The sequence below is a fragment of the Streptomyces sp. NPDC050997 genome (assembly GCF_040660135.1).
Classification (GTDB): Bacteria; Actinomycetota; Actinomycetes; order Streptomycetales; family Streptomycetaceae; genus Streptomyces.
Window position 1 is genome coordinate 36359 of the sequence record NZ_JBFAGK010000014.1, and the last position, 25856, is coordinate 62214.

Consider the following 25856-nt stretch of genomic DNA (forward strand, 5'->3'; position numbering starts at 1 on the left):
CAGGTGCGTTGCCTCACGAGGAGGTCAGCACGTCACGGTCGGCGGAGCGGGCCGCGGGCGGCGCGCCGACCGTCGAGGGGCCGGGCACCCAACCGCTCTCGCCCAGCAGCACCGTCCGTACGACCCGCTCGGCGGCGTGTCCGTCGTCGTACGCGCAGAACCGCTCCCGGAACCCGGACCGCAGCCGCGCCGACTCCTCGTCCCGCCAGGTCCCGGAGGCGAACAGCCACGCCAGTTCGCGGTAGGAGCGCGAGACATGGCCCGGTGGTTCGGCGGTGATGTCGAAGTAGGCGCCCCGGCTCGCCGCGTACGCGCCCCAGTCGTCGGCGTGGACGACGATCGGGCGGTCCAGGAGGGCGTAGTCGAACATCAGGGCCGAGTAGTCGGTGACCAGCACGTCGGCGGCGAGCATGACGTCCTCGACGTGGGGTTCGTCGGTCGCGTCGACCACCACACCGCGCCGGTGCAGCTCGGCGAGGCCCAGACCGCGGGCCGGGCCGTCGGCCAGTGCCGGGTGCAGACGGACGACGAGGGTGTGGCCGGCGCCGAGGTCCTCGGCGAACCGGGCCAGGTCGATCCGGTCCACGTGCCCGCCCCGCCGGTAGTCGCGGCGGGTCGGCGCGTACAGCACGACCCGGTGGCCGGAGGGGATGCCGAGCCGGGCGCGGACGGCCGCGGTGTGGACCGGGCCGGCGTGGACGAGGGCGTCGTTGCGCGGGCTGCCCGTGCGCAGCGAGGCGAAGTGGCACGGGTACGCCCGCTCCCACACCAGCTCGGAGTGCGGGTTGGCGACGAGGCTGTAGTCCCAGCGGTCGGCGCGGCGCAGCATCCGCGGCACGTCGAAGCCGTACCGGGCACCGGGCTTGGCCAGCAGGTCGACGCCCATGTACTTGAGCGGGGTGCCCTGGTGGGTGTGGATGTGTACAGCGCCGGGGCGCTTGGGCAGGCTGCCGGGCCAGTTGACGTTGTTGACGAAGTACGCGGCCCGGGCGGCGATCCGGTGACAGCGCGGGGAGTCGAGCAGGACGTACTCGACGTCCGGCGGCAGCAGCGCGGCCGCCTCCTCGTCCCGCACCACCCACACCCCGCGCAGATGCGGGGCGATCTCCCTGGCCTTGTGATAGATCGCCGCCGGGTCGCCGAGCACCCCCTGGTGCGAGAAGGCCGAGTAGAGGACCAGGTCCGGGTCCGGCGCGCGGCGGGCGCCCAGCGTGGAACGGCCGCGCGCCAACCGGGCGTTTGCCGCCCGGCGGGCCGTCTGTGCGCGCCGGGCGAGCTCCTGTCCGGCCCGCACCGCCTGCCGCTTGGCCGCGTACACCGCGTATCCGCCCTCCAGCACCCGGAGTTCGGGGGCCACGGACGTGCCGGCCGGCCGGTGCTCGCGGAACATCTCGGCCGTACGGCGGAAGAACTCGCCCTTCGCGGACGGCGGCAGCCGGTCCGGCTTGGCGAGGATGTCCAGACAGTGCTCGCCCATCTTGGCGTGCAGATGGCCCCGCCAACTCGCCAGCGCGGGACGGGAGTCGACGAACGCGAAGACCCGCTCGTACTGGTCGTGGATGTCGAAGTGCTTGCGGCTGGTGATGGACAGGATGTTGCCCTGGCGGCGCTGCCGGTAGTTCAGGCAGATCCGGTCCAGTGTGGCGATCCGCGAGGCGCTCAGCAGCACCGGGAAGGTCCACGGCGTGTCCTCGTAGTACCCGGGCGTGAAGGTGAAGCCCTCGCGCTCGACGAAGTCACGGCGGTAGAGCTTGTTCCACACGACCATCAACAGGTCGAGGATCTCCGGGCGTTCGGACGCGGTGAAGGTGCCGTCGCAAGAGGCGCCGTCGGCGGCGTCGGCGAGCACGTGCGCGAGGACGTTCCGCCGGGTGCCGCCCCACCAGTGGGTGCGCGCGTAGTCGAAGACCAGCACGTCCGGGTCGGACGTCTCGGCCAGCCGGTCGGCCATCGCGCGCAAGGCACCCGGCGTGAGGGTGTCGTCGCTGTCGAGGAAGAACAGGAAGTCGCCGGTGGCGTGCGGCATTCCGGCGTTGCGTGTGCGGCCGAGGCCGACGTTCTCCGGCAGGTGCAGCACCCGGACGCGTTCGTCCCGGTCCGCGTACTCGTCGAGGATCGCGCCGCAGCCGTCCGGAGAGCAGTCGTCCACGGCGATGACCTCGATGTCCCGGTAGGACTGCTCCAGAACCGAGTCGAGGCACTCGCGCAGAAAGCCCTGCACCTTGAAGACGGGCACGATGACGCTGAAGCGGGGCACTGCGGGGTCAGCTCCTTACGAGGGTGGCGGCGGCGGGGACCGGGACGCGCTGCGCGAGCGGCAGCACGGGCGGGATCACCTCCGGTGGCTCGCCGAGGAACACCCGGCGTACGACCCGCTCGGCGGCGCGTCCGTCGTCGAACTGGCAGAAGCGCTCCCGGAAGCGGGCCCGCAGCTCATCCGATCCGGCTCGCGCGTACGAGCCGTCGCGGAACACCCGGGCCAGTTCCTCCGGCGTCCTCGCCACCGGGCCCGGCGGGGCCTCGAGGAGATCGAAGTAGACGCCCCGGGTCTCCCGGTAGACGTCCCAGTCGTCGGCGTACACGACGATCGGGCGGTCCAGGTTGGCGTAGTCGAACATGATCGACGAGTAGTCGGTGACCAGCGCGTCGGCGGCCAGGCAGACGTCCTCGGAGGAGAGGTGGGCGGTCACGTCGATGATCCGGCCGCTGCCGCCGCTGCCGCCGTGGCCGCCCTTGCCGCCCCGGTCGTAGAAGTAGTGGGCGCGCAGGAGCACGACCACGTCCTCGCCGGCCGCCTCGCAGAAGGCCTCCAGGTCCAGTCCGGTCTCGAAGCCGGTGCGGTGGTCGCGGTGGGTCGGCGCGTACAGAACGGCCGTTGCGCCCTCCGGGACGCCCAGCTCCTTCCGGACCCGGGCCACGTCGTCCGCGGTCGCCGTGAAGTAGACGTCGTTGCGCGGATAGCCGTACTCCAGATGCTCGTAGGAGCCCGGGAAGGCCCGCTCCCACATCTGGGTGGAGTGGCGGTTGGAGGACAGGTTGTAGTCCCAGCGGTCCACCCGGCCGAGGAGCCCCGCGAAGCTGCCGGTCGCGGCGGCCACCACCGGGTATGTCGACTGGTCGACGCCCATCTTCTTCAGCGGGGTGCCGTGCTGGGTCTGGATGTGCACGCTGCCGGGGCGCTTGACCACGTCGTCCGCGAAGTTGGCGTTGTTCACCAGGTACGTGGCGCGGGCCAGCACCTCCCAGTAGCGGTGGCTGCCGATCACGGCGTGGTCGATGCCCGCGGGCACGGTGTGCGCCTGGTCCGGCTCGACCAGGAACACCGAGCGGATGTGCGGGGCGAGTTCGCGGGCCTTGGCGTGGATCGCGGCCGGGTTGCAGGCGTAACCGCGGCCCCAGTAGGCGCAGTACACGGCGAGGTTCGGATCGAGGGGGCGGCGCAGCTGGCGCCGGTACCGCAGGCGGGTGCGCAGCCCGTGGGGGCGCGGCAGGCTCAGGACCGCCTTCGACGCCTGCTGGTTGGCGCCCCGCAGAGCGCGGAACGCGGCGTACGACCCGGTCGCCAGCAGCCGGTGCTGGACGCCCAGACTGCCGTCCGGCGTCCAGAACCCGGCGGGACGGTGACGCCGGTACAGCCCGCTCGCCCGGCGGAAGTAGGCGCGGCGCCGCGCGGGCAGCCGGTCGGGCTGGGCGGCCGTCTTCAGCACGGCGGCGAACAGCTGCCCGAAGAGCTCGTCCAGCCGCGCGCCGGTCAGGCCCTGTTCGGCCGCCCGGGTGAGCGCCAGGTCGGCCTGGTCGAGCAGGTCGAAGTGGTGCTCGCCGGGAAGGCTCAGCCGGCTGCCCTGCCGGCGCACCAGATGCCGTACGACGACCGAGTGCAGCACCGCGACCCGCCCGGCGTGCAGAGCGACCAGGGCGCCGAAGCCGACGTCGGTGAAGTGACCGTCGGGGAAGCAGATCCGGTGCTCGGTGAGAAAGGCACGGCGGTGGGCGGCACTCCACGCCGGGAGCTGTACGCCGGTCAGCTGCGGGGCCTCCTCCGGCGAAAAGGCGCCCTGCGGAGACCTCGCCAGCACCAGCGCGGCCGGGTTGGTCGGCTCGCCCTCCCACCACGGGGTCCGCTCGTGCTCGAAGTGCAGGACGTCCACGTCACCGGTCTGGGTGAGCCGGGCGTCCAGCCGGGAGAGGGCCCCCGGCACGAGAACGTCGTCACCGTCGAGGAACAGCAGATACCCGCCGGTCGCCGCCCGGACCCCCGCGTTGCGCGCCCCCGCGAGGCCCGCCGACGGCGGTGAGTACACCGGGGCCACCCGGGAGTCCCGGCGGGCGAACCCGGCGACGACGTCCGCCGCACAGGAGCCGGGCGCGTCGCAGACCGGGATCAGCTCGAAGTCGCCGAAGGGCTGGGCGAGGACCGAGTCCAGCGCCTGGGACAGCCGGCCCGCGACCCCATGGGACGGGACGATGATGCTGAAGCGGGGCATTCTGACCTTCCTGTCGAGGTTCCCGAGGGTCCCGGATCGCTGCCGGGCCGTTCCCGGTTCGGGAGGGGCGCGGGCGGCTCACCCACCGCCACAGCGGCCCGGCCGTCCCGTCGGACGCCAGGTGGACGGCCGCGTAGGGGTGGGCCGCGATGGGCTGGAGGGCATCGGAACTCCCCGGTGTGAGAACGGCGTTCAGACGCGGTCGGAGACGGTCCGGGGACCGCCGAGCCGCGGCACGGTGGTGAGCGGGGCGCGCGCGAAGGCCGCGGCGGCGGACGGCACGGGGCGGCGCTCGGCGAGCGGCACGACGGGCGGCAGAGCGGCCTCGCTCTCGCCCAGGACCACCTGCCGTACGACCCGTTCGGCGGCGTGCCCGTCGTCCCACGGGCAGAAGCGCTCGCGGAACGCCGCGCGCAGCCGGCCGGATCGGGAGTCGCGCCAGTGGCCGGTGGCGAAGATGCCGGTCAGCTCGTCCTCGGTGCGCGCGACCGCGCCCGGCGGGAAGGCTCGCAGGTCGAAATAGGTGCCGCGGGCCGCCTCGTACGCCTCCCGGTCCGGGGCGTGGATCACGATCGGGCGGTCCAGGTTGGCGTAGTCGAACATGATCGACGAGTAGTCGGTGACCAGGGCGTCCGAGGCGAGACAGAGCTGCTCGATGCTGGGATGGTCGGTGACGTCGAGGATCCCGGTCGACGCCCCGGCTCCCTCGGCGGGCGAGCAGGCTTGGGTGGGGTGGGCGCGGGCCAGGACGGTGAAACGGGGTCCGAGGCGGCGCAGCACGCGGTCCAGGTTCAGAGGCGGGCGCTGGGTGCGGTGGTAGTCGCGGTGGGTGGGCGCGTACAGGATCGCGACCGTGCCCTCCGGGATGCCGAGGGACTCGCGCAGCCGGGCCACGTCCGCCGGGGTCGCCCGCAGCAGGACGTCGTTGCGGGGGCGGCCGTGGGCGAGCGTGGTGTAGCGGCCGGGGAAGACGCGCTCCCAGGTGAGCGTGGAGTGGCGGTTGCCGGACAGGACGTAGTCCCACTGGTCGACGCCCCGCAGAAGCTCGGCGAAGTCCGTGTCGCGGGCGGCCGCCGGGCGTTCCTGGAGGTCGAGGCCCATGTGCTTGAGCGGGGTTCCCTGCTGGGTCTGGACGAGGACCTGGCCGGGGCGCTTGACCAGACGCCGGTCGAAGTCGGCGTTGTGTACGAGGTACTTGGAGCGGGCGAGCGCCGTCCAGTAGGCGGCCGTGTCCGGGGTGACCCGACGGGTCGCGGTCGGGATCGTGTGGTGGTGCTCGGGGCGGGCGATCCACGCCGTGGCGATGTGCGGGGCATGGGTGCGGAACGCGGTCTCCAGGGCGCCCGGGTCCCAGCCGTGGCCGCGGCCCCCGTGGGCGGAGAACACGGCGCGGTCGGCACACACGGGCAGGCTCCGCTGGACGCGGTAGTGCAGCCGCAGGGCGACACACCGCAGGCCCTTCAGCAGGCGGACGGTCGCCTTGCCGCTCCGGCGGCGCACGGCCGACGCCAGCCGCAGGGCCCGGAACGCGCGATGCAGGCCCAGGCGGACGAGGGCGTGCCTCATGCGGGAGCCCGCGGGCGCCGGGTGGCCGGGGGTGCGGTAACGGCGGCAGCGGGCGCGCGCGGTGCGCAGGAACTCGGCACGGTACTCGCGCGGCAGCCGGTCGCGGCGGGCGAACACCGTCGCCAGGTGATCGACCATGCGGCGGAACAACACCGGCCGCCAGCACGCCAGTTCGGGGCGCTCCTCGATATACGCGAAGACCCGGTCGTACTGCTTGAAGACGTCGAAGTGGCCGCGGCTGGTGGTGCCGAGGACGCTGCCCTGCCGGCGCTGCCGGTAGTGCACGCACACCCGGTCCAGGGTCGCGATCGTCTCGGCCGTCATCAGGACCGGGTACGTCCACGGGGTGTCCTCGTAGGAGCCGGGCGGGAAGGCGAAGCCCGCCTGCTCGGCGAACTCCCGGCGGTACGCCTTGTTCCAGGCCACCATCAGCAGGTGCAGCAGTCCCGGGCGGTCCTCCAGGCGGAACGGGGCCGGGCCCCGCTCGGTGAGCTGGAGGGCGGCCTGATCGCGGACGGTCCGGCCGTCCCAGTAGGTGCGCGCGTAGTCGTGCACCAGGACGTCCGGCTCGTCCGTCTCCTTCAGCCGGTCGGCGATCGCCCGCAGGGAGTCCGGGGTGAGGATGTCGTCGCCGTCCAGGAAGAGCAGGTAGTCGCCGCATGCCTTGCGCATCCCCGCGTTGCGGGCACCGCCCAGGCCCTGGTTCTCCGGCAGGTGCACCGGCCGTACCCGCGGATCACGGTCCGCGAACTCGTCGATGATCGCGCCGCACGCGTCCGGTGAACGGTCGTCGACCGCGATCAGTTCCAGATCCGGGTACGACTGGGTGAGCACCGATTCCAGGCATTCGTGCAGGTACGCCTGAACCTTGTACACGGGGACGATGACACTGAACCTGGGCACGGGACATCCATGGGTCGACGCGGGCGCGGGCGTTCTGCCCGGGAACGGCCAATGGAGTGACTTGGTTACGGAGTGTGCGGCATACGGGGGATTGTCAGGGAACGTGAAGAGGCGGGCCGGTGGCGGCCCGCCCCTCGCTCAATCCGCTTGTCGTACGGGCTACTTGACCGCGCCCGCCATCACACCGGACACGAACTGCCGCTGGAACGCGAAGAACACGGCCAGCGGGATCACCATCGAGATGAACGCGCCGGGCGCCAGGACATCGATGTTGCTGCCGAACTGCCGTACCTGCTGCTGGAGCGCGACCGTCAGCGGCTGCGACTGCGAGTTGGAGAACACCAGCGCCACCAGCATGTCGTTCCACACCCACAGGAACTGGAAGATCCCCAGGGACGCCAGCGCGGGAGCCGCCAGCGGCAGCACCACCGTGGCGAACAGCCTGACCTCGCCCGCCCCGTCCAGTCGTGCCGCCTCCAGGAGCTCCCGGGGGATCTCCGCGAAGAAGTTGCGCAACAGGAAGATCGCGAACGGCAGTCCGAAGCCGACGTGGAAGAGCACCACACCGATGATGTCGCCGAAGATCCCGATCTTGCCGAACAGGTCCGACAGCGGGATCAGCGCCACCTGCACGGGCACCACGAGCAGCGCCACGACCACCAGGAACCACCAGTCGCGGCCCTTGAAGTCCATCCAGGCGAAGGCGTATCCGCCCATCGCGCCGATCAGCACCACCAGCAGCGTCGCCGGCACCGTGATCCAGATGGTGTTGAACAGCGAACTGGTGATCGCGTCGTTCTCCAGGAGCGTCTGATAGCTCTTGGCGGTCAGTTGGCTCGGCGCGGTGAACACCTTCCACCAGCCCGAGGAGGCGATGTCGGTCGGCTCCCGGAACGACGAGACCAGCAGGCCGAACGTCGGCACCAGCCAGAACACGGCGACGAGAATCAGGAAGACCCGCATCACCCCGCCCGCCGCACCGCCGGCCACCCGGGCGGCGAGGGAGCGCTTCGCGCGCACGGTCGTGTCGACAGTCACCGCTGACGCTCCTTCCGCAGTCGGCGGATGTTCACATACATCACCGGAAGGACGAGCAGCAGCAGGACCACGCCGATCGCACTGCCCACGCCGTAGTTGCCGCCCCCGCCGAACGACGACAGGAACAACTGCAGCGCCAGCACGTTGGCGTCGTCCTGACTCGGCTGCGGGGCGATGATGTAGACCAGGTCGAAGACCTTCATCACGTTGATCATCAGCGTGACGAGGACGACGACCAGGACCGGCGCGAGCATCGGCACGGTGACCCTTCTGAACACCTGCCACTCGTTGGCGCCGTCCACCCGGGCGGCTTCCAGCAGATTGCGGTCCATGCCCGCGAGACCGGCCGCGATCAGCACCATCGCGAAGCCCGCCCACATCCACACATAGCTGCCGATGATGGCCGGGGTGACCAGCGTCGGGCCGAGCCAGTCGATGCCGTTGTACGGCGCCGCGAAGTTCGAGCCCGGCAGGCGGAGTCGGGCCCCGTCGGCCTCCTGCGGGAGACTGAAGGTGCCGTCGGCGGCGCTCTTCGCGGAGGCGACCACCTTGCCGTCCTTCACGGCCTCCACCTTGACGTCCTTCAGCGCCTTCTCACCCGGGTCGACCTGCCCCTTCGTCCCACCGCCGCCCAGCTTGAAGTCCAGCCAGACGGTGCCGGTGACACCGGAGCCGCTCGCCGCCTTCGCGTTTTCGGGGCTGCCCGGGAGATTGTTCGGGGCGATGCCCACCAGGGGCAGCAGGGCGGGCGTGCCCGCCTTCACGGTGCCGGTCGTGGTGAACGAACCGCCGCCGGACGGCTTGAGGTCGCCGGCGGTGGCGTTCGGCCGGGCCTTCGGATACACCGACGACGAGACGAACGTGTCGTGGATCGACTTGGCGACCGCGTTCGCCGCGCCCTGGCTCGGGTCCTGCTCGTACACCAGCCGGAAGATGATGCCAGCGGCCAGCATGGAGATCGCCATCGGCATGAAGACGACCAGCTTGAACGCCGTTCCCCAGCGGATCCGTTCGGTCAGCACCGCGAAGATCAGGCCCAGCGCGGTGGCCACGGCCGGGGCGACCGCGACCCAGATCGCTGTGTTGCGGACCGCGGTGAGCGTCGAGTCGGTGGTGAAGATGTCGACGTAGTTGTCCAGGCCGACGAACCCGGAGCCGTCGGCGTCGTAGAGACTGCGCCAGATCGAGTACCCGATCGGGTAGACCACGAGCGCGCCCAGGAGGACCAGCGCGGGCAGCAGGAACAGCACTGCCATCCGCCACCGGGTCCCCGTCACGCTCTTGCGCGGTGCGCCGGAGGGCGTCGGCAGCCTGCCGGTGCCCTCCGGTGACTTCGCCACGGCGGACGACATGGAGGCCGTCAGCCGTTCTGGTAGGCCTTGGCCGCGTCGGCCTCCAGCTTCTGCTGGGCGCCGGCCACGTCGCTCGGGTTCCTCAGGAAGTCCTGCAGGTCCTTCCACTCGCCGATGCCCTGGGTGCCGCCGAAGGCCGCCGGGGCCTGGTCGGACATGTCGAACCGGAAGTTGTCGCCCGCGTCGATCAGCGCCTTGGCGATGCTCCGGGTCACGTCGTCCTTGTACTTGCCCTGGTCCATCGCCTTGTTCGGGGACAGGATGCCGCCCTGCGCCGCCCAGATCTCGGCCGCGTCCGTCGAACCCAGGAACGTCAGCAGCGCCTGGGGACCCTTGCCGTCCTTCAGGGCCACGGCCACGTCACCGCCGCTGACCACCGGGGAGTCGGCGCCGACCGCCGGGAACGGGAAGACCTTGGCGTCCGTGTCCATCTTCGCCTTGGTGTCGGCGTTGATGTTCGCGGCGACGAAGTCGCCCTCGAAGACCATCGCGGCCGGAGTGTCACCGGAGAAGGTCTGGACGACCGACTTCGGGAACTCCGTCGCCAGCGCGCGCTTGCGGCCGCCCGCGATCAGATCGTCCTTGCCCCACAGCTCGGCGAGCGTGGTGAGCGCCTGCTTGACGGACGGGTCCGTCCACTTGATCTCGTGCTTGGCCAACTGGTCGTACTTCTCCGGGCCGGCCTGCGAGAGGTAGACGTTCTCGAACCAGTCCGTCAGCGTCCAGCCGTCCGCGCCGCCGATCGAGACGGCCGGGGATCCGGCGTCGGACAGCGTCTGCGCGGTGGACATGAAGTCCTTCCACGTCTTCGGCGTGTCCGTGATCCCCGCGGCCTCGAAGGCGGCCGTGTTGTACCAGACCAGAGACTTGTTCGCGGCCTTCGCGTAGATGCCGTACGTCTTGCCCTTATATGCCCCGAGGTCTCTCCAGCCCTTGGAGAAGTTCTTGTCCAGCTGGGCCTGTGCCTCGGCGCCGAGGGGCTTGATCCAGCCCTTTTCCGCGAACTGGTGCAGCACGCCGACCTGCGGCAGGAACGCCACGTCCGGCGGCTGGCCGCCCTGGATCTTGGTACCGAGGAAGGTGGAGGTGTTGTTGCCGGTCGGTACGAAGTCGACCTTGGCGCCGGTGCGTTTCTTGAACTCGTCCAGGACTTTCGTGAAGTTGTCCTGCTCGGCTCCGGTCCAGACGGCGGCGACCTCCAGGGTCTGGCCGTCGAGCTTGGGGAGTTGGAGGGAGCTGCCGCTCTCCGTGGCGCCGCTCGGTCCTCCCTCGTCCTTCTTGTCGTCGCCGCCACCGCAACCGGTGAGCGCCAGCGCGAGGGTTCCCGCGAGGAGCGCGGTGGCGGTCTTGGCGGCCCTGGGTGTCCGGTGCTTGCTGCTCGTGCTGTGCATCACTGCCCCGTTCTTCGTGCCTCGTCGAACGTGCGAGCGCTGTCCCGTGCGATCTGGTGTACGCCCGTGCAGTTGGGTCGGCAAGAGCGCGTCCGCTGTCGAGCGGAGGATCGTGATGCCGTCGTGACCAGGGGCGGGTGCGTCGGGGCCGCCCTCGCTGGGGGCTGCCGCCCCCAGATCCCCGATATCGGCCTGAACCGCCTCGACTTGAGGCGGCGGCGGGCGGAAAACGAAAGCGGTACTTCGGCCGCTTGCGGAGTGACGGCACCTCAACCGCTTCAGGAGTGACCGCACTTCGGCCGCTTCAGGTGTGACGGCACCTCAACCGCTACAGGAGTGACGGCACCGCGGTCGCCGACACCTCGCGTGCCGCCCGCTCCAGCGCGCTGGCCAGCAGAGCGAGGTCCGTCGGGCCGTTGCCCAGTTCGCGTACCGGGCGGCGGGCCGGGGGGTCTCCCATGCGGGGCCACTCCAGGGGGACGACCGTGGGGCGCAGGGTCGCCGTGCGGGGGATGCGGCCCGTGACGCGGCCGGCCTGGAAGGGGGTCATCCGTCCGTCCGGCCGGGCCAGTCGGCCCCGCCCGGGTGCCGGTTCGTCCGGGCCGGAGGCCGAGGCGTCGAGAACGATCCGCAGGGTGGCCCTTCTGGCCGGCTCCGACTGGGCCGTACGGCCGCCGACGCCGGACGCGGCCACCAGGTGCACACCGAGCCGCTCGCCCTCCCGGGCCACGGCCTCCAGCGCGCGTATCACCGATCCGGCCGCGGGCCGGCCCGGGGAACCCAGCGCGGGCGCGACCAGCAGGTCGAGGTCGTCGACGACGACCACGAGCCGGGGCAACGGCGGAGCCGCCTCCGGCCGGTTGCGGGCCGCCGCCGGGCGCAGCCGAAGGGTCGAGCTGGGCGGACTGTCGAGGTCGCCGTCGAGATCGCCGGCCGGCTCGGGGCCCGCCCCGGATCCCGCCCTGGCCTTCGAACCGGCGGCCGACCCGCCGCGGGTCGTCGGGGCGCGCTGGGTGACCAGACGGCCCGACACCTCACGGCCGGTGTGCCACTCCGCGAAGTCGGACCGTCCGAGCAACTCCGCGCGCCGCTTCAGCTCGGCGCTCAGGGACTGGGCGAACTCCCGCATGCGCACAGGGTCGTTGGCGGTGAGATGGGTGGTGACATGCGGTACGTCCGTGCAGACGCGCAGGCCTTCGCCGTGGCCGCCGCCGTCCGTGCCCACGCTGTCCCGGCCGTCCACCAGGACCACGCTCAGCCGGTCGGGGCGCTCGGCGGCGGCGAGGGAGGCGACCACCGCCCGCAGCAGCTCGGTGCGCCCGCTGCCCGGCGGTCCCTCGATCAGCAGGTGCGGGCCCTCGGCCGCGAGGTCCGCGCAGACCGGGCCGCGCGGTCCGGCACCGAGCACCGCCCAGGCCCGTCCGCCGAGCGACTCCGTGTCGTCGGCCGCGTCCGCCCACCGTGCCATCAGGGACGCCGGGGTGGCCCGGGCCAGCCCCAACTCGTCCAGCAGCCGGGCCGACTGGGGCAACGGGGCCGACACCCGGGGGTGCCGGTCACCGGGGGCGCCCTCGGCCCGGAGCGGCGCCAGGGCCCGCGCGAACCGCTCGGCCCACGCGGGGGAGACGGCGTCCACGGCGGCGACGGTGCCGTGGCCCACGGGTCCGTGTCCCTGGGCCGCGGGGGCGGGGGAGTGGTGTCCTGCGGGGCCGTGTCCGGTGTGGCCGTGTTCCGGGGGGCCGCCGGGAGCCTCCGCTGTGGTTGCCGCCCGGGAGGCGTCCCGGCCCGCGGCGGGCTCCGTCCCGGTGCGGGCCACGCGCATCAGCCGCAGGGCCGTCGCCACGTCCCCGCTGAGCAGGGCGACGGCACCGCAGTCCCGGAAGGCCGGGGCCGCCGCGCAGGCCGCCTCGTACGTCTCCGTCACCGGGGACGCGGGCGACGCGGGGGCCGTCTCGGCGAGGCACACCACGTGGATGCCGGCCCGGGGCCCCTCCAGCGCCAGCCGTGCCACCGCCTCCCGCACGGTCGCGCCGCCGGTGTCGCCGTCCACGACGACCACGGTGTACGGGCCCGGGAAACCGGTCGCGTCCCGGCGCGGGTCCGCCTCCTCGTCGTCCCTGGCCCAGGACGGACGCCTGCCCGTACGGCCGCCGCCCGCCGGGCCGGAGTCGCCCGCGCCGCCCGTGAGCCCCGACCGTGTTCCCGGTCCCGCCTCCGCCAGGTGGTCCTCCAGCCGGCGCAGGAGCTCGTCGGTCCGGGCCGCGGCCTGTTCGCGGTCGTAGGCGAGGAGGAGGCGGCAGTCCTGCCCGTGTCCCGGGCGCACATGGGGGAGCCAGCCCAACCAGGACCACTCGGCGGACCGCTCCTCGACAGGGCGGGACCGGTCCGTGCTGATCAGGACTATCTCCAGGGTGTCGGGAGAGTGCAGCGCGGTGAGCTGGGCGACGACGGCGCGGGCCAGCCCGGCGAGCCGGGTGCGCGGGCCCGCCAGGCCCAGCGCGCCGACCTCGCGCAGATCGGCGGTCACCGGCACCGCGGGCAGCAGCCCGGAGCCGTCGGGCGCCGCTCGGTCGGCGGTGCCCAGCCGTACCGTGAGGGCCTCCGGGTGGCCCGGGCCGCGCTCCCACAGACGTGGTCCGGGGCCCAGCGCGGTCAGCAGCAGGGACGCCGGGTCCGGCCAGGTCTCGGGGGCCTGGGAGAGCCGGGCCGGGAAGGTCTCCGGTGCGGTGTCCTCGGTGTCCTCGGTGTCTTCGGTGTCCTCGTCTTCGTAGGGGTCGTGTGCGGCCGGGTCCTGCTCGCCGCGTCCGCCGGTCAGCCGGCGCGCCCACGCGGAGAGCCCGCCGCGTTTGCGCAGGCCCTGCGGTACGTCGGTGCCGCGGAGGGGGGTTCCCTTGCGGCGGCCGCTTCCCGGGCCGTCGGTTCCCGCGAGGGGTTCGGCGGCGGAACCACGGTCGCCTCCCGCGCCCGCACCAGGGCCGGCATCCGCGCCGTCGTCGAAGGCATCGCCCCGACCGAGCGCCCCGAACCGGCCCCCGTGCGTCGCTCCGGCCTCTCCGTAAGCCTCTGCGGCGGAGGCACCGGGGACGGCGCCGGTCCGGCCCCCGAGCGCCTCGTCGCCGCCACCGGCCCCCGCCCCGAAGCCGCCGGCCTCGGGGCCCGCGACGGATCCCTGGCGAGGGACGGTCCGCGGCCGGTCGTAGCTCCGCGCACCCTGCGTCTCGACCAGGGGGGCTGTCCCCTGGCCCGGCACAACGGGGGGCTCACCCGATCGGTGCTCCTGCCCGCCCGGGGTGCCCGCCGAGGCGCCCCAGCCCGACGAGCCGTACGCGTGATGGGTTCTACCGCCTGCGGCACCGGCAGGACCGGCGGAGCTGGAGCCGCCGTCGGCCGCAGAGGGCCGGTCCCGTCCGTCCTCGCCGGTCGGCACGCGGACATGGCCCTCGCCGTCCGGAGCCGTCCGCACCCGGGCCCCCGGCCCGCCGGCCGGAGTCAGCCGCAGCGCCGACTCGCCGAGCCGCAGCAGCGCGCCCGGGGCGAAACGGACCGGGCCGGTGCTCACGCGCGCGCCGTCCAGCGTGGTGCCGTTGGTGGACGTGAGGTCGGCGACCGAGACGCGGCCGTCGGTGGCGACCGTGACCGCGCAGTGCAGCCGGGAGACGTCCGGGTCGTCGAGCGGGACATCGGCGTCGGCGGAGCGGCCGATGCGGATCTGGCCGCCGTGCAGCAGGTGGACCCCGCCCGCGTCCGGGCCGGCGATCACATGGAGCTGGGTCGGGGCGTCGTCCAGCTCGGGGTGCGCCTCCGGTTCGCCGGGGGTGCCCAGGAACAGCACGGCGCCGTCGATCAGCGGGGGTTCGCCCAGGGTGCAGCGCTGGGTGTCGAGCCGCTCCGCTCCGGCGTACAGCACGGTCGGGCCTCCGCCGCGCTCGTCACCCGCGCGCGCGGCGCCCCCGTCCGCGGAGACCGCCGAGGCGAGCGCCGAGGCCACCGCGGCGAGGGCGGTGCCGGCGGGCGCCGTGACCAGCACGTCGCAACTCGTGGCGCGGCCCCGCGCCCGATCAGGCGGGCCCAGCGGGTCTACGACGGTCAGCCGGATCTGCATCGCCGTCAGCGGTCCCTTCCGCGCGGGCACCCACGGACAACGGGGACGAAGCCGCCTCGCGGTCCCCCACCGCGGACTTCCCCCATCGCCACGAGCGCGTCGGCCAGTATTGGAGGCATCCTCGCACCTGCCACTGACAACGCGCCCGCCCCCCAGCAGCAAATGATCTTGATTGGTCGGCTCTGCCCGTAAAAGTGCCTGACAGGTAGCCCGGACATGACCGCTTGAGATCGGTCACGTCCCGGGTCCGGCAACCAGCCGACCGAGCCGAGCGTCTTTCCTTCGAACAAGTAAGGCAAGCGGTACGTAAGAGGCACAGAAAGACGGCAACCTGCCGTCGAGCAAGGCGGCATTACAGTAGGTCGGAACACAGGCAAGCAGCTCGAACACAGGCAAGCAGCAGGGAGCACATGACGTGCGGCCGGTAGGCAGCAAGTACTTCCTCGAGGAGCCGCTGGGACGCGGTGCCACGGGGACCGTCTGGCGGGCCCGCCAGCGCGAGGCAGCCGGCAACGAGGCTGCCGTGCAGGGCCGTCCGGGAGAGACCGTCGCGATCAAGGTCCTCAAAGAGGAACTCGCGAACGACCCCGACATCGTGATGCGGTTCCTGCGGGAGCGCTCCGTCCTGCTGCGCCTGACCCACCCCAACATCGTGCGGGTGCGCGACCTGGTGGTCGAGGGCGATCTGCTCGCCCTGGTCATGGACCTCGTCGACGGCCCCGACCTGCACCGGTACCTGCGCGAGAACGGCCCCTTCAGCCCCGTCGGCGCCGCACTGCTGACGGCCCAGATCGCCGACGCGCTCGCCGCCAGCCACGCCGACGGCGTCGTCCACCGGGACCTGAAACCGGCCAACGTCCTGCTTCAGCAGTTCGGCGATCAGATGCACCCGATGCTGACCGACTTCGGCATCGCGCGCCTCGCCGACTCGCCCGGGCTGACCCGCACCCACGAGTTCGTCGGCACGCCCGCGTACGTCGCGCCGGAGTCCGCCGAGGGCCGCCCGCAGACCTCCGCCGTCGACATCTACGGCGCCGGCATCCTCCTGTACGAGCTGGTCACCGGCCGTCCGCCGTTCTCCGGCGGCTCGTCCCTCGAGGTCCTGCACCAGCACCTGAACGCGGAACCGCGCCGCCCGTCCACGCTCCCCGACCCGTTGTGGACGGTCATCGAGCGCTGTCTGCGCAAGAACCCGGAGGAACGGCCCAGCGCCGAGAACCTCGCCCGCGGCCTGCGCGCCGTCGCCGAGGGCATCGGCGTGCACGCGAACTCGGCGCAGATCGCCGCGGCGGAGGGGGTCGGCGCGCTGCTGGCGCCCGACCCGGCCCCGGCGGCCGTCCCGGGTGTGCCCGGCGCCGCCGACCCGACGCAGACGCTGCCGCACGGCGCGGGTGCGGGTGCGGGTGCGTACGACCCGAACGCCGCGACCAGCGTGATGCCGCACACCTCCGGCCCCGGCAACCCGGTGGGCGCCGCCGACCCCACCGCCGTACTCCCGAACCGGGGCGCGGCCGACCCGACCGCCGTTATGCCGCCCGTGCCGCCCGGACAGCCGGGACAGCAGCCCGGGCAGTCCGGTGGACCCGAGGATCCGCACCCCTGGCAGAACCAGCTGCGCGCCGCCCGCGACCGCAACGAACAGACGCAGGTCCAGTACCTCGACCCGAACGAGGACCCGCTGCGCCGCCGCCCCCAGCGGCAGGTCGCCCGCCCGCAGCAACAGCCCCAGCAGCGGCCCCAGCAACAACAGCCCCAGCAGCGCCCGCAGCAGCGGCCTCCGCAGTCCGGCTACGGGCAGCCGCAGCAGCCCGGCTACGGCCATCCGCAGCAGCAACAGCCCCAGCAGTACGCCCCGCAGCAGCAGCCCCGGCAGCAGCCGCAGCCCCAGCGGCACGCGCCGCCGCCCGCCCGGGAGGAACCGCGGCGGGCCCCGCGCGAGCCCCGGCAGCGCGGCGCCAACCCGATGAAGATCCCCGGCCTGGGCTGCCTGAAGGGCTGTCTGTTCACGATCCTCATCCTGTTCGTCGCCAGCTGGCTGGTCTGGGAGTTCAGCCCGCTCCAGGACTGGATCGGGACGGGCAAGGGCTACTGGGAGCAGCTCAGCGACTGGTTCGACACGGTGACCGGATTCATCGGGGATCTGGGCGGAGGCTCCTCCAACTAGGACGCTCCTGGCGGCGAGCTTGGGGATTTGTCGACACCTGGCGGGTGATTTCTGTCTCCGCGGTGAAGGTTGGCTCTTCCGGCGCGTAGTTTTATCGGCAACACGCGTCTGTAGGAGCAGCCTTGGCACGGAAGATCGGGAGCCGGTACTCCGCCCATCAGATCCTGGGGCGGGGCAGCGCCGGCACGGTGTGGCTGGGTGAGGGACCCGACGGGCCCGTCGCCATCAAGCTGCTGCGCGAGGACCTCGCGTCCGACCAGGAGCTCGTCGGACGCTTCGTCCAGGAGCGCACGGCACTGCTCGGCCTGGAGCACCCGAACGTGGTCTCCGTACGGGACCTGGTGGTCGACGGCAACGACCTCGCGCTGGTCATGGACCTGGTCCGGGGCACGGACCTGCGCACCCGGCTCGACCGGGACAAGCGGCTCGCGCCCGAGGCGGCGGTCGCCATCGTCGCGGACGTGGCCGACGGACTGGCGGCGGCACACGCGGCCGGGGTCGTGCACCGCGACGTCAAGCCGGAGAACGTGCTGCTGGACATGCGGGGCCCGCTCGGCCCGGGCGGCTCCCATCCGGCGCTGCTGACCGACTTCGGCGTGGCCAAGCTGATCGACTCACCGCGCCGGACCCGCGCCACGAAGATCATCGGCACGCCGGACTATCTGGCGCCGGAGATCGTCGAGGGCCTGCCGCCGCGGGCCTCGGTGGACATCTACGCCCTCGCGACCGTCCTGTACGAGCTGCTGGCGGGCTTCACCCCGTTCGGCGGGGGACACCCGGGCGCGGTGCTGCGCCGGCACGTCACGGAGACGGTCGTCCCGCTCCCCGGCATCCCGGACGAGCTCTGGCAGCTGCTCGTGCAGTGCCTGGCCAAGGCGCCGGCCTCGCGGTTGCGGGCCTCGGAGCTCGGGGGGCGGCTGCGGGAGCTGCTGCCGATGCTGGCCGGGATGCCGCCGCTGGACGTGGACGAGCCGGACACGGAGGCGGAGGAGGACGAGCGGGAGGATCCCCCTCAGGAGCCCGAGTCCTCCTCGCGGGTACGGCGCGGGGCGGTGCCGCTGGTGCCGGGCGCGAAGCCGGCGGACTCCAACCGGGACACGCATACGTCGATGAGGGTGCCGGCACCCGACGAACTGGCCGGGGGCGCGCGAGGGACGGCCCGGGCACCCCGTGCCGCGGGTGCGCCGCGACCGGGCTCCGCACGGCACCGGGCGGCCACGCGGCGACGGCGTGTGGTGCTGGGCGTCGCCACGCTGGTCCTGATCGCGGCCGGCGTCGGCACATGGGCGGCGACCTCGGGCGACGACGCGGGGGCGACCCCCAAGGACACCAACAACTCGGCCCCGTCGTCCCCGTGACCGTCAGGGACTTCGTCCCCTCGGCCCCGCCAGGAGGCGCGGGCCGAGCGGTGTCCGGGCCCACGGGCGGGCACCGGCCCTCCCCGCTTGGCGGAGCCGTTACGCTGGAGGCGTGGCAGTCGTCGATGTATCCGAAGAGCTCAAGTCCCTCTCCTCGACCATGGAGTCGATCGAGGCCGTTCTGGACCTCGAGAAGCTGAGGGCAGACATCGCCGTGCTCGAGGAGCAGGCGGCCGCGCCGTCCCTGTGGGACAACCCGGACGAGGCGCAGAAGATCACCAGCAAGCTTTCCCACCTCCAGGCCGAGGTCAGGAAGGCGGAGACGCTGCGCGGACGGATCGACGATCTCTCTGTGTTGTTCGAGATGGCGGAGGAGGAGGACGATCCGGACGCCCGCGCCGAGGCCGAGTCCGAGCTGACCGCCGTCAAGAAGGCGCTGGACGAGCTGGAAGTGCGGACGCTGCTGTCCGGCGAGTACGACTCTCGCGAGGCGCTCGTCAACATCCGCGCCGAGGCCGGCGGCGTCGACGCCGCCGACTTCGCCGAGAAGCTCCAGCGGATGTACCTGCGCTGGGCGGAACAGCGCGGCTACAAGACCGAGATCTACGAGACGTCGTACGCGGAAGAGGCCGGCATCAAGTCGACCACCTTCGCCGTGCAGATCCCGTACGCGTACGGAACGCTCTCCGTGGAGCAGGGCACGCACCGGCTGGTGCGCATCTCGCCCTTCGACAACCAGGGGCGTCGGCAGACCTCCTTCGCGGGCGTCGAGATCCTGCCGGTGGTCGAGAAGACCGACCACATCGAGATCGACGAGTCCGAGCTGCGGGTGGATGTGTACCGCTCGTCCGGTCCTGGCGGCCAGGGCGTGAACACCACCGACTCCGCGGTGCGCCTCACCCACCTCCCCACCGGCATCGTCGTCTCCTGCCAGAACGAGCGGTCGCAGATCCAGAACAAGGCGAGCGCGATGAACGTCCTCCAGGCCAAGCTCCTCGATAGGCGCCGCCAGGAGGAGCAGGCCAAGATGGACGCGCTCAAGGGCGACGGCGGCAACTCCTGGGGCAACCAGATGCGTTCGTACGTCCTGCACCCGTACCAGATGGTCAAGGACCTGCGCACCGAGTTCGAAGTAGGCAACCCGGAGGCCGTGTTCAACGGCGAGATCGACGGGTTCCTGGAGGCCGGAATTCGCTGGCGCAAGCAGCGGGAGAAGTAACACCGCACACGCACAGCGCTTTGTCGACAAGGCAACTGCCGCCCGCCCGGGGGCAGTTGCCTTTTGTCTGCCCGGTTGCGCGTCTGATGTCTGGGTTTTACATCACACTCACACGCTTCAATCTCCGGCATAGATCCCTTAGTTGGACATTGCGCGCGCAACGGCCTTGACGTTGTTGTGAAAAGTGGGAATGGTGAGGCTCGGCATGCGTATCTCTGGGGCGCATGTGAACCGGGGGGCTTGAGTTGCAGCTACCTCCTCCGTCGATCACGGCCCCGAGCGCCGCCTCACTGACGATGAGCTACTGGGGGTAGCAACCACATGACGAAGAAGACGCGGATCCGGATCGCGCGCATAGCCGCCGGCGCCGTGATCGCGGCCGGTGCCTCGCTGACCGCCGCGGGCGCGGCGTCCGCGCTGGAAATCGGCGTAAGCGTGGGCGAGAGCGGTGTCGGCGTGAACGTCGACACCGGCCTCGTCGACGAGCCGACCGACCCGGGCATCCCCACCGAGCCGAACGAGCCGACCGACCCGGGTGTCCCCACGGACCTTCCCACGGACGTCCCGACGCTCGACCCCACCGACCCGACCGAGCCCACGGAGGAGCCCACCGAGCCCACCGAGGAGCCGACGGACAACCCGACCGCCGACCCGACCGCCCCCGGTAACGGGAACGGCAATGGGAACGGAAACGGCAACGGCAATGGCAACGGAAACGGTGCCGGCGGCGGTAACAACAACGACCCCGACGGCGGTTCCGGCACCTCCGCGCAGGAGGAGGGCTCCTCGGCCCTCACCGACACCGGCTCGGACGCCACCCCGGCCGACACGTCGGCCCAGGGCAGCGGCGGGGAGCTCGCCGAGACCGGTGCCGCGCAGACCGGCTTCCTGGTGATCGGTGCCGCCACGATGATCGCCGGTGGTATCGGCTTCCGCATCCTGCCGCGCCTCATGGCCGGTCGCGGCGGAGCGGTCGCCTGACCTCAGGTGACCGACTGATCACGGACCGTACGCGCACCGTACGGTGAAGGGCCCGGAGCGGGGGACGCTCCGGGCCCTTCGTGTGTCCGTCGTGGTCTTGCGTGTCCGTCTTTCGGGTGTCTTCGGGCGGCGCGCCCGCGGAGCGCGTGCTACGCGGTCTGGTGCGCCAGCAGCGCGACCGCCGCGATCAGGACCGCCAGCAGCGCGATCAGTGCCATGGGGTTCAGGCCCGCGAAGGGGTTGTCCTGCTGCAGCCGCTCGCGGTTCGCACGGCACACGGGGCACCGCCCCTCGCTCACAGGCGCCGCGCAGTTAGCGCACACCAGCCGGTCGTACGTCATGCGCTCGCCCTCCTTGCACCGGTTCCATGTACACAACGCCTTCAGGAACGAGAACGTTCCCCCTCCACTGTGCCAGGTTCCCCGGGATTCAGCGCGGGGGTCCATGGAGCCGGGGGGTGCACAAAACACACATCTCTTACGTAACCCTGACCGGTGACTGCGGTCCGCTACCCGCTTCGCGTAGGGTCACGCTCATCTACCCCCGGCGACCCGTGGTGCATCCGTGATCCGATTCGACAACGTATCCAAGGTCTACCCCAAGCAGACCCGCCCCGCACTCAGGGATGTCTCCCTGGAAGTGGAGAAGGGCGAGTTCGTGTTCCTCGTGGGGTCCTCCGGCTCCGGAAAGTCCACCTTCCTTCGGCTGGTCCTCCGCGAGGAGCGCACCAGCCACGGTCAGGTGCACATCCTGGGCAAGGACCTCGCGCGCCTCTCCAACTGGAAGGTGCCGCAGATGCGCCGCCAGCTGGGGACGGTGTTCCAGGACTTCCGGCTGCTGCCGAACAAGACGGTGGCGGAGAACGTGGCCTTCGCGCAGGAGGTCATCGGCAAGTCGAAGGGCGAGATCCGCAAGTCCGTGCCGCAGGTGCTCGACCTCGTCGGGCTGGGCGGCAAGGAGGACCGGATGCCCGGTGAGCTGTCCGGCGGTGAGCAGCAGCGCGTCGCCATCGCGCGTGCGTTCGTCAACCGGCCCAAGCTGCTGATCGCGGACGAGCCCACCGGCAACCTCGACCCGCAGACCTCTGTCGGCATCATGAAGCTGCTCGACCGGATCAACCGGACGGGCACGACCGTGCTGATGGCCACGCACGACCAGAACATCGTGGACCAGATGCGCAAGCGCGTCATCGAGCTGGAGCAGGGCCGTCTCGTCCGCGACCAGGCCCGCGGCGTCTACGGCTACCAGCACTGACCGCCCGCCCCGCAGACGTTCACGGAAAGGCCTGAAGAAGCCGCCATGCGCGCCCAGTTCGTTCTGTCGGAGATCGGTGTCGGTCTCCGCCGCAACCTGACGATGACCTTCGCCGTCATCGTCTCCGTCGCCCTGTCACTCGCCCTGTTCGGCGGGTCGCTCCTGATGAGCGATCAGGTCAGCACCATGAAGGGCTACTGGTACGACAAGGTCAACGTCTCGATCTTCCTCTGCAACAAGAGCGACGCCGAGTCGGACCCCAACTGCGCCAAGGGCGCGGTCACCGACGAGCAGAAGGGCGAGATCAAGTCCGACCTCGGCAAGATGTCGGTCGTCCAGACAGTGACGTACGAGTCGCAGGACGCGGCGTACAAGCACTACAAGGAGCAGTTCGGCGACTCCCCGCTGGCCAGCTCCCTCACGCCGGACCAGATGCAGGAGTCGTACCGCATCAAGCTGAAGGACCCGGAGAAGTACCAGGTCATCGCGACCGCCTTCGACGGGCGGGACGGGGTGCAGTCGGTGCAGGACCAGAAGGGGATCCTCGACAACCTCTTCGGGCTGCTCAACGGCATGAACTGGGCGGCGCGGGCGGTGATGGCGCTGATGCTGGTCGTCGCGCTGATGCTGATCGTCAACACCGTGCGCGTCTCGGCGTTCAGCCGACGGCGTGAGACCGGGATCATGCGTCTGGTCGGCGCCTCGGGCTTCTACATCCAGGCGCCGTTCATCATGGAGGCCGCCGTCGCCGGGCTCATCGGCGGCACGGTCGCGTGCGGGTTCCTGGTGATCGCCAGATACTTCCTCATCGACCACGGCCTGGCCCTGTCCGAGAAGCTGAACCTGATCAACTTCATCGGCTGGGACGCCGTTTTGACGAAGTTGCCGCTCATCCTGGCGACGAGCCTGCTGATGCCCGCGATGGCCGCGTTCTTCGCGCTGCGCAAGTACCTGAAGGTGTGACGCATGACAAGAGGGCCGTACGGTCAACCGACCGTACGGCCCTTCGCGTTGTCCTAGACTCACCGGCATGTCAGGCCGACACCTGTTCTGTCAGCCCCGCCGCATCGGCCGCGGGGCCGCCCTGACATTGGTCTTCACGAGCGTGCTCGTCGCCGGAGCCGCGACCGGTTCCTTCCCGGACTCCGAGGTCAGCGACCGGAGATCCGCCTCCGACCCGGCCCTCTCGGCCGCCTCCGCGAGCCGCCACGAGGAGGTGGCGAAGGCCGCCGAGGAGGCCATGGCCGACGGCAAGTCCCCCATGGAGGCCGCCGAACGCGCGGTCAGCCGCAGCGGGGACCGCTGGGGCGCCGTCTACTCCCAGGGCGAGTACGAGGAGTTCGAGGAGGCCCTCGACGGCCAGTACACCGGCGTCGGCCTGTGGACGCGGCGCGAGCGGGACGGCCGTATCGAGGTGACCAAGGTGCGGTCCGACTCGCCCGCGGCCGCCGCCGGGATCCGCCGCGGCGACCGACTGCGCAGCGTCGACGGGAAGAAGGTCGACGGGCGCCCCGTCACCGACGTCGTCGCCTTACTGCGCGGCGACGCCACAGACGCGGCCGCGGGTACGACCGTCCGCCTCGGTCTGGAGCGCGGCACGCGCGCGTGGAGCGAGACCCTGCGGCGGGCCCGGCTTTCCACGGACGACGTGACGGTGCGCACGCCCGCCGGGGGCACCACCGTCATCAGGATCTCCGCCTTCACCAAGGGCTCCGGAGACCGGGTCCGCGACGCCGTACGGCAGACCCCGGCCGGCGCCGGGATCATCCTCGACCTGCGCGGCAACTCCGGCGGCCTGGTCACCGAGGCCGTCACCACCGCCTCCGCCTTCCTCGACGGCGGCCTGGTCGCCACGTACGACGTCGAGGGCGAACAGCGCGCCCTGCACGCCGATGCCGGCGGCGACACCACCAGACCCCTGGTCGCGCTCGTCGACGGGGGCACGATGAGCGCGGCCGAGCTGCTCACCGGCGCCCTGCAGGACCGCGGTCGCGCGGTCGTGGTGGGCTCCCGCACCTTCGGCAAGGGCTCGGTCCAGATGCCGACCCGGCTGCCCGACGGCTCCGTCGCGGAGCTGACCGTCGGGCACTACCGCACCCCGGCCGGCCGCGGGGTCGACGGCCACGGCATCACGCCCGACCTGGACGTGGAGCGGAACGTCCTGGAGCGGGCCGGGACGGTACTGAGCGGACTGGGGCGGTGACGGACCCCCTCGTCCCGCCCCGCTGTTAATGCGCTTCGCGTACACCCCCTCCGTAGTGCGAAAATGGCCAGCACTATGAGTAAGGGAATGTACGTACCGAAAGAGTCCCAGCCGAAGCAGGGCGGTCAGTCGAGCTCCGACAAGGTCAAGGACGGCAAGCGCAAGATCGTCGCCCAGAACAAGAAGGCACGGCACGACTACGCGATCATCGACACCTACGAGGCCGGGCTCGTGCTCACCGGCACGGAGGTGAAGTCGCTGCGCCAGGGACGCGCCTCGCTGACCGACGGTTTCGTCCAGATCGAGGGGAACGAGGCGTGGCTGCACAACGCCCACATCCCCGAGTACAGCCAGGGCACGTGGACCAACCACACCGTGCGCCGCAAGCGCAAGCTGCTCCTGCACCGCGAGGAGATCGACAAGCTGGAGTCGAAGTCCGAGGAGACGGGTCACACGATCGTGCCCCTCGCCTTGTACTTCAGGGACGGCCGGGCCAAGGCCGAGATCGCCCTCGCGCGCGGCAAGAAGGAGTACGACAAGCGGCAGACGCTCCGCGAGAAGCAGGACCGGCGGGAGTCGGACCGCGCGATCGCGGCGGTCAAGCGGAAGCAGCGGGGCGCGTAGCCGGCCCGGCGCGGGGAACACGGTGGCATCGGCGTGCGTTGTTCACGTACGATGGCACCAACATCGGGCAACCGGTGTGAGCATTGAAAAATAAACATGGGGATGATCGGTTTCGACAGCGGCTGTTGAAGCAGGGGAAGCGTGTCGAGGAAGCGGCAATGATCTCGTAAACCATATGTCGCAACAAATAATCGCCAATTCCAAGAGCGATTCCCAGTCCTTCGCCCTCGCTGCCTAATAAGCAGTGAGTGAAGGACCCTTAATGGGTGTCAGCCCGGGAGTGTTCCCGACCCGGATCCTGGCATAATCTAGGGGACTAAACCATCGAGCCCGGTCACGGGGTTCGATGGGAAACCAAACAGTGACTGGGCCCGTCGGCGACTTGTTCGCGTGATCGCCGGGGCCGAGAAAATCGCAGCGAACTGCACACGGAGAAGCCCTGATTCTGCACCGTTGGACGCGGGTTCGATTCCCGCCATCTCCACTCATCCCATGTGGGCAAAGGCCCCGTCGCTTTCGAGCGGCGGGGCCTTCGTCTTGTCCTTCGCTGCTGAGCCGTACCGGGTCAGCCGTGGACGAGGGGCGAGCCGAGCAGCTGGACGGTGGTGGCGCCCTTGCCGTCGCCGGCGATGTCGTAGACGACCGTGGAGTCGGAGGACCACCAGACCTCACCGTCGTAGATCGTGGACGGGGCGGCGCAGGTGTTCTCGGGCTCGATGAGGAACCACGTGTAGTTGGCGTTGACCAGCGAGGTCAGGTCGCAGGTCTTGGAGGCCTCCACGACGTCGGCGCTGTCCTTGCCGGGTCTCGACTCGAGCCGGTTGGTGATCTTGAAGCTGGTGAACCGCTGGGAGTTGTCCACCACCTGGTCGTCGATGATCTGCCAGTTCACGACGGAGTTGACGGTGATCTTCCCGGAGACCACCTTGGCCTCGTTCTCCACGTGGTACATCTGCTGCGGCCTCGCGTCGGGGTAGACCACGTCGAAGGTGGTCCTCGCCGTGGCCGCGGCGGCGGGAGACGAGGTGAGAATGCCGACGGCGAGGGCCGAAGCGGCGAGGCCGAGGACGGCCAGAGGCTTGCGCATGAGGTGGTCTTCCTTCGGTGGGGGCCGGCTGCGGCGATCACCATACGTATAGGTCGAAGGAGCGGGGCAAGAGGGAAATGGGCGCATGGCGCAATGCCGCCAGCCCATCCCAACTGCCCCGCGCCACATG

Annotated in this window: 17 protein-coding genes and 1 other RNA gene; 9 read left to right on the forward strand and 9 right to left on the reverse strand. The window is 71.4% G+C overall.

The window, feature by feature from the left end; genetic code table 11:
• Positions 1-13 precede the first annotated feature (13 nt).
• The 7 genes from AB0H86_RS28300 to AB0H86_RS28330 all read right to left on the reverse strand — a co-directional run bounded on the left by AB0H86_RS28300 (position 14) and on the right by AB0H86_RS28330 (position 14836).
• On the reverse strand, positions 14-2257 hold the full coding sequence (locus AB0H86_RS28300; protein WP_362444580.1) for a bifunctional glycosyltransferase family 2 protein/CDP-glycerol:glycerophosphate glycerophosphotransferase: 2244 nt from the start codon (positions 2255-2257) through the stop codon (positions 14-16).
• 7 nt (positions 2258-2264) lie between these two features.
• On the reverse strand, positions 2265-4484 hold the full coding sequence (locus AB0H86_RS28305) for a bifunctional glycosyltransferase family 2 protein/CDP-glycerol:glycerophosphate glycerophosphotransferase (RefSeq protein ID WP_362444583.1): 2220 nt from the start codon (positions 4482-4484) through the stop codon (positions 2265-2267).
• Between the two features lie 192 nt (positions 4485-4676).
• The gene (locus AB0H86_RS28310; RefSeq protein ID WP_362444586.1) at positions 4677-6953 is read right to left on the reverse strand and encodes a bifunctional glycosyltransferase family 2 protein/CDP-glycerol:glycerophosphate glycerophosphotransferase; all 2277 of its coding nucleotides are present in this window, start codon (positions 6951-6953) and stop codon (positions 4677-4679) included.
• A 159-nt stretch (positions 6954-7112) separates the two neighbouring features.
• Complete coding sequence (locus AB0H86_RS28315; RefSeq protein WP_362445060.1) at positions 7113-7916, reverse strand: carbohydrate ABC transporter permease; 804 nt, start codon at positions 7914-7916, stop codon at positions 7113-7115.
• Between the two features lie 71 nt (positions 7917-7987).
• Positions 7988-9343: a sugar ABC transporter permease gene (locus tag AB0H86_RS28320; protein WP_362444589.1), complete on the reverse strand. Its 1356-nt coding sequence runs from the start codon at positions 9341-9343 to the stop codon at positions 7988-7990.
• Positions 9344-9351: 8 nt separating this feature from the next.
• Positions 9352-10734 (reverse strand): ABC transporter substrate-binding protein, encoded by a 1383-nt coding sequence (locus AB0H86_RS28325; protein ID WP_362444591.1) that lies wholly within the window; start codon positions 10732-10734, stop codon positions 9352-9354.
• Between the two features lie 328 nt (positions 10735-11062).
• Positions 11063-14836 (reverse strand): FHA domain-containing protein, encoded by a 3774-nt coding sequence (locus AB0H86_RS28330; RefSeq protein ID WP_362445063.1) that lies wholly within the window; start codon positions 14834-14836, stop codon positions 11063-11065.
• A gap of 415 nt (positions 14837-15251) precedes the next feature.
• Here AB0H86_RS28330 and AB0H86_RS28335 point away from each other — a divergent pair, with 415 nt between their 5' ends.
• From AB0H86_RS28335 to AB0H86_RS28350, 4 genes are all read left to right on the forward strand, one after another.
• On the forward strand, positions 15252-17000 hold the full coding sequence (locus AB0H86_RS28335) for a serine/threonine-protein kinase (RefSeq protein ID WP_362444594.1): 1749 nt from the start codon (positions 15252-15254) through the stop codon (positions 16998-17000).
• Positions 17001-17122: 122 nt separating this feature from the next.
• Positions 17123-18358, forward strand: coding sequence for a serine/threonine-protein kinase (locus AB0H86_RS28340; RefSeq protein WP_362444597.1), 1236 nt, complete (start codon positions 17123-17125; stop codon positions 18356-18358).
• Positions 18359-18470: 112 nt separating this feature from the next.
• Positions 18471-19577 (forward strand): peptide chain release factor 2, encoded by a 1107-nt coding sequence (gene prfB, locus AB0H86_RS28345; protein ID WP_362444600.1) that lies wholly within the window; start codon positions 18471-18473, stop codon positions 19575-19577.
• Positions 19578-19898: 321 nt separating this feature from the next.
• The gene (locus tag AB0H86_RS28350) at positions 19899-20558 is read left to right on the forward strand and encodes a hypothetical protein (RefSeq protein WP_362444603.1); all 660 of its coding nucleotides are present in this window, start codon (positions 19899-19901) and stop codon (positions 20556-20558) included.
• A gap of 149 nt (positions 20559-20707) precedes the next feature.
• On the opposite strand, the gene AB0H86_RS28355 is transcribed toward AB0H86_RS28350, so the two are convergent.
• Complete coding sequence (locus tag AB0H86_RS28355) at positions 20708-20899, reverse strand: hypothetical protein (protein WP_362444606.1); 192 nt, start codon at positions 20897-20899, stop codon at positions 20708-20710.
• A gap of 223 nt (positions 20900-21122) precedes the next feature.
• On the opposite strand from AB0H86_RS28355, the gene ftsE reads away from it, so the two are divergent.
• The 5 genes from ftsE (at position 21123) to ssrA (ending at position 25126) form a co-directional block, all read left to right on the forward strand.
• On the forward strand, positions 21123-21812 hold the full coding sequence (ftsE, locus tag AB0H86_RS28360; protein WP_362444609.1) for a cell division ATP-binding protein FtsE: 690 nt from the start codon (positions 21123-21125) through the stop codon (positions 21810-21812).
• 45 nt (positions 21813-21857) lie between these two features.
• Positions 21858-22775 carry a permease-like cell division protein FtsX gene (ftsX, locus tag AB0H86_RS28365; RefSeq protein WP_362444612.1) on the forward strand — a complete coding sequence of 306 codons (918 nt, stop codon included), beginning with the start codon at positions 21858-21860 and terminating at the stop codon, positions 22773-22775.
• A 67-nt stretch (positions 22776-22842) separates the two neighbouring features.
• Positions 22843-24015 (forward strand): S41 family peptidase, encoded by a 1173-nt coding sequence (locus AB0H86_RS28370; protein WP_362444615.1) that lies wholly within the window; start codon positions 22843-22845, stop codon positions 24013-24015.
• Positions 24016-24102: 87 nt separating this feature from the next.
• Positions 24103-24639, forward strand: coding sequence for an SsrA-binding protein SmpB (smpB, locus tag AB0H86_RS28375; RefSeq protein WP_362444618.1), 537 nt, complete (start codon positions 24103-24105; stop codon positions 24637-24639).
• 98 nt (positions 24640-24737) lie between these two features.
• Positions 24738-25126: a transfer-messenger RNA gene (gene ssrA, locus AB0H86_RS28380) on the forward strand.
• 78 nt (positions 25127-25204) lie between these two features.
• Here ssrA and AB0H86_RS28385 read toward each other — a convergent pair.
• Positions 25205-25726 (reverse strand): hypothetical protein, encoded by a 522-nt coding sequence (locus AB0H86_RS28385; RefSeq protein ID WP_362444621.1) that lies wholly within the window; start codon positions 25724-25726, stop codon positions 25205-25207.
• Positions 25727-25856: the final 130 nt, after the last annotated feature.

Excerpts from the sequence above, each read along its gene's own strand:
- AB0H86_RS28305 (WP_362444583.1), bottom strand. The coding sequence starts at position 4,484 with ATGCCCCGCTTCAGCATCATCGTCCCGTCCCATGGGGTCGCGGGCCGG.
- AB0H86_RS28315 (WP_362445060.1), bottom strand. The coding sequence starts at position 7,916 with ATGCGGGTCTTCCTGATTCTCGTCGCCGTGTTCTGGCTGGTGCCGACG.
- AB0H86_RS28320 (WP_362444589.1), bottom strand. The coding sequence starts at position 9,343 with ATGTCGTCCGCCGTGGCGAAGTCACCGGAGGGCACCGGCAGGCTGCCG.
- AB0H86_RS28325 (WP_362444591.1), bottom strand. The coding sequence starts at position 10,734 with ATGCACAGCACGAGCAGCAAGCACCGGACACCCAGGGCCGCCAAGACC.
- AB0H86_RS28330 (WP_362445063.1), bottom strand. The coding sequence starts at position 14,836 with ATGCAGATCCGGCTGACCGTCGTAGACCCGCTGGGCCCGCCTGATCGG.
- AB0H86_RS28350 (WP_362444603.1), top strand. The coding sequence starts at position 19,899 with ATGACGAAGAAGACGCGGATCCGGATCGCGCGCATAGCCGCCGGCGCC.
- AB0H86_RS28355 (WP_362444606.1), bottom strand. The coding sequence starts at position 20,899 with ATGACGTACGACCGGCTGGTGTGCGCTAACTGCGCGGCGCCTGTGAGC.
- ftsX (WP_362444612.1), top strand. The coding sequence starts at position 21,858 with ATGCGCGCCCAGTTCGTTCTGTCGGAGATCGGTGTCGGTCTCCGCCGC.
- AB0H86_RS28370 (WP_362444615.1), top strand. The coding sequence starts at position 22,843 with ATGTCAGGCCGACACCTGTTCTGTCAGCCCCGCCGCATCGGCCGCGGG.
- smpB (WP_362444618.1), top strand. The coding sequence starts at position 24,103 with ATGTACGTACCGAAAGAGTCCCAGCCGAAGCAGGGCGGTCAGTCGAGC.
- AB0H86_RS28385 (WP_362444621.1), bottom strand. The coding sequence starts at position 25,726 with ATGCGCAAGCCTCTGGCCGTCCTCGGCCTCGCCGCTTCGGCCCTCGCC.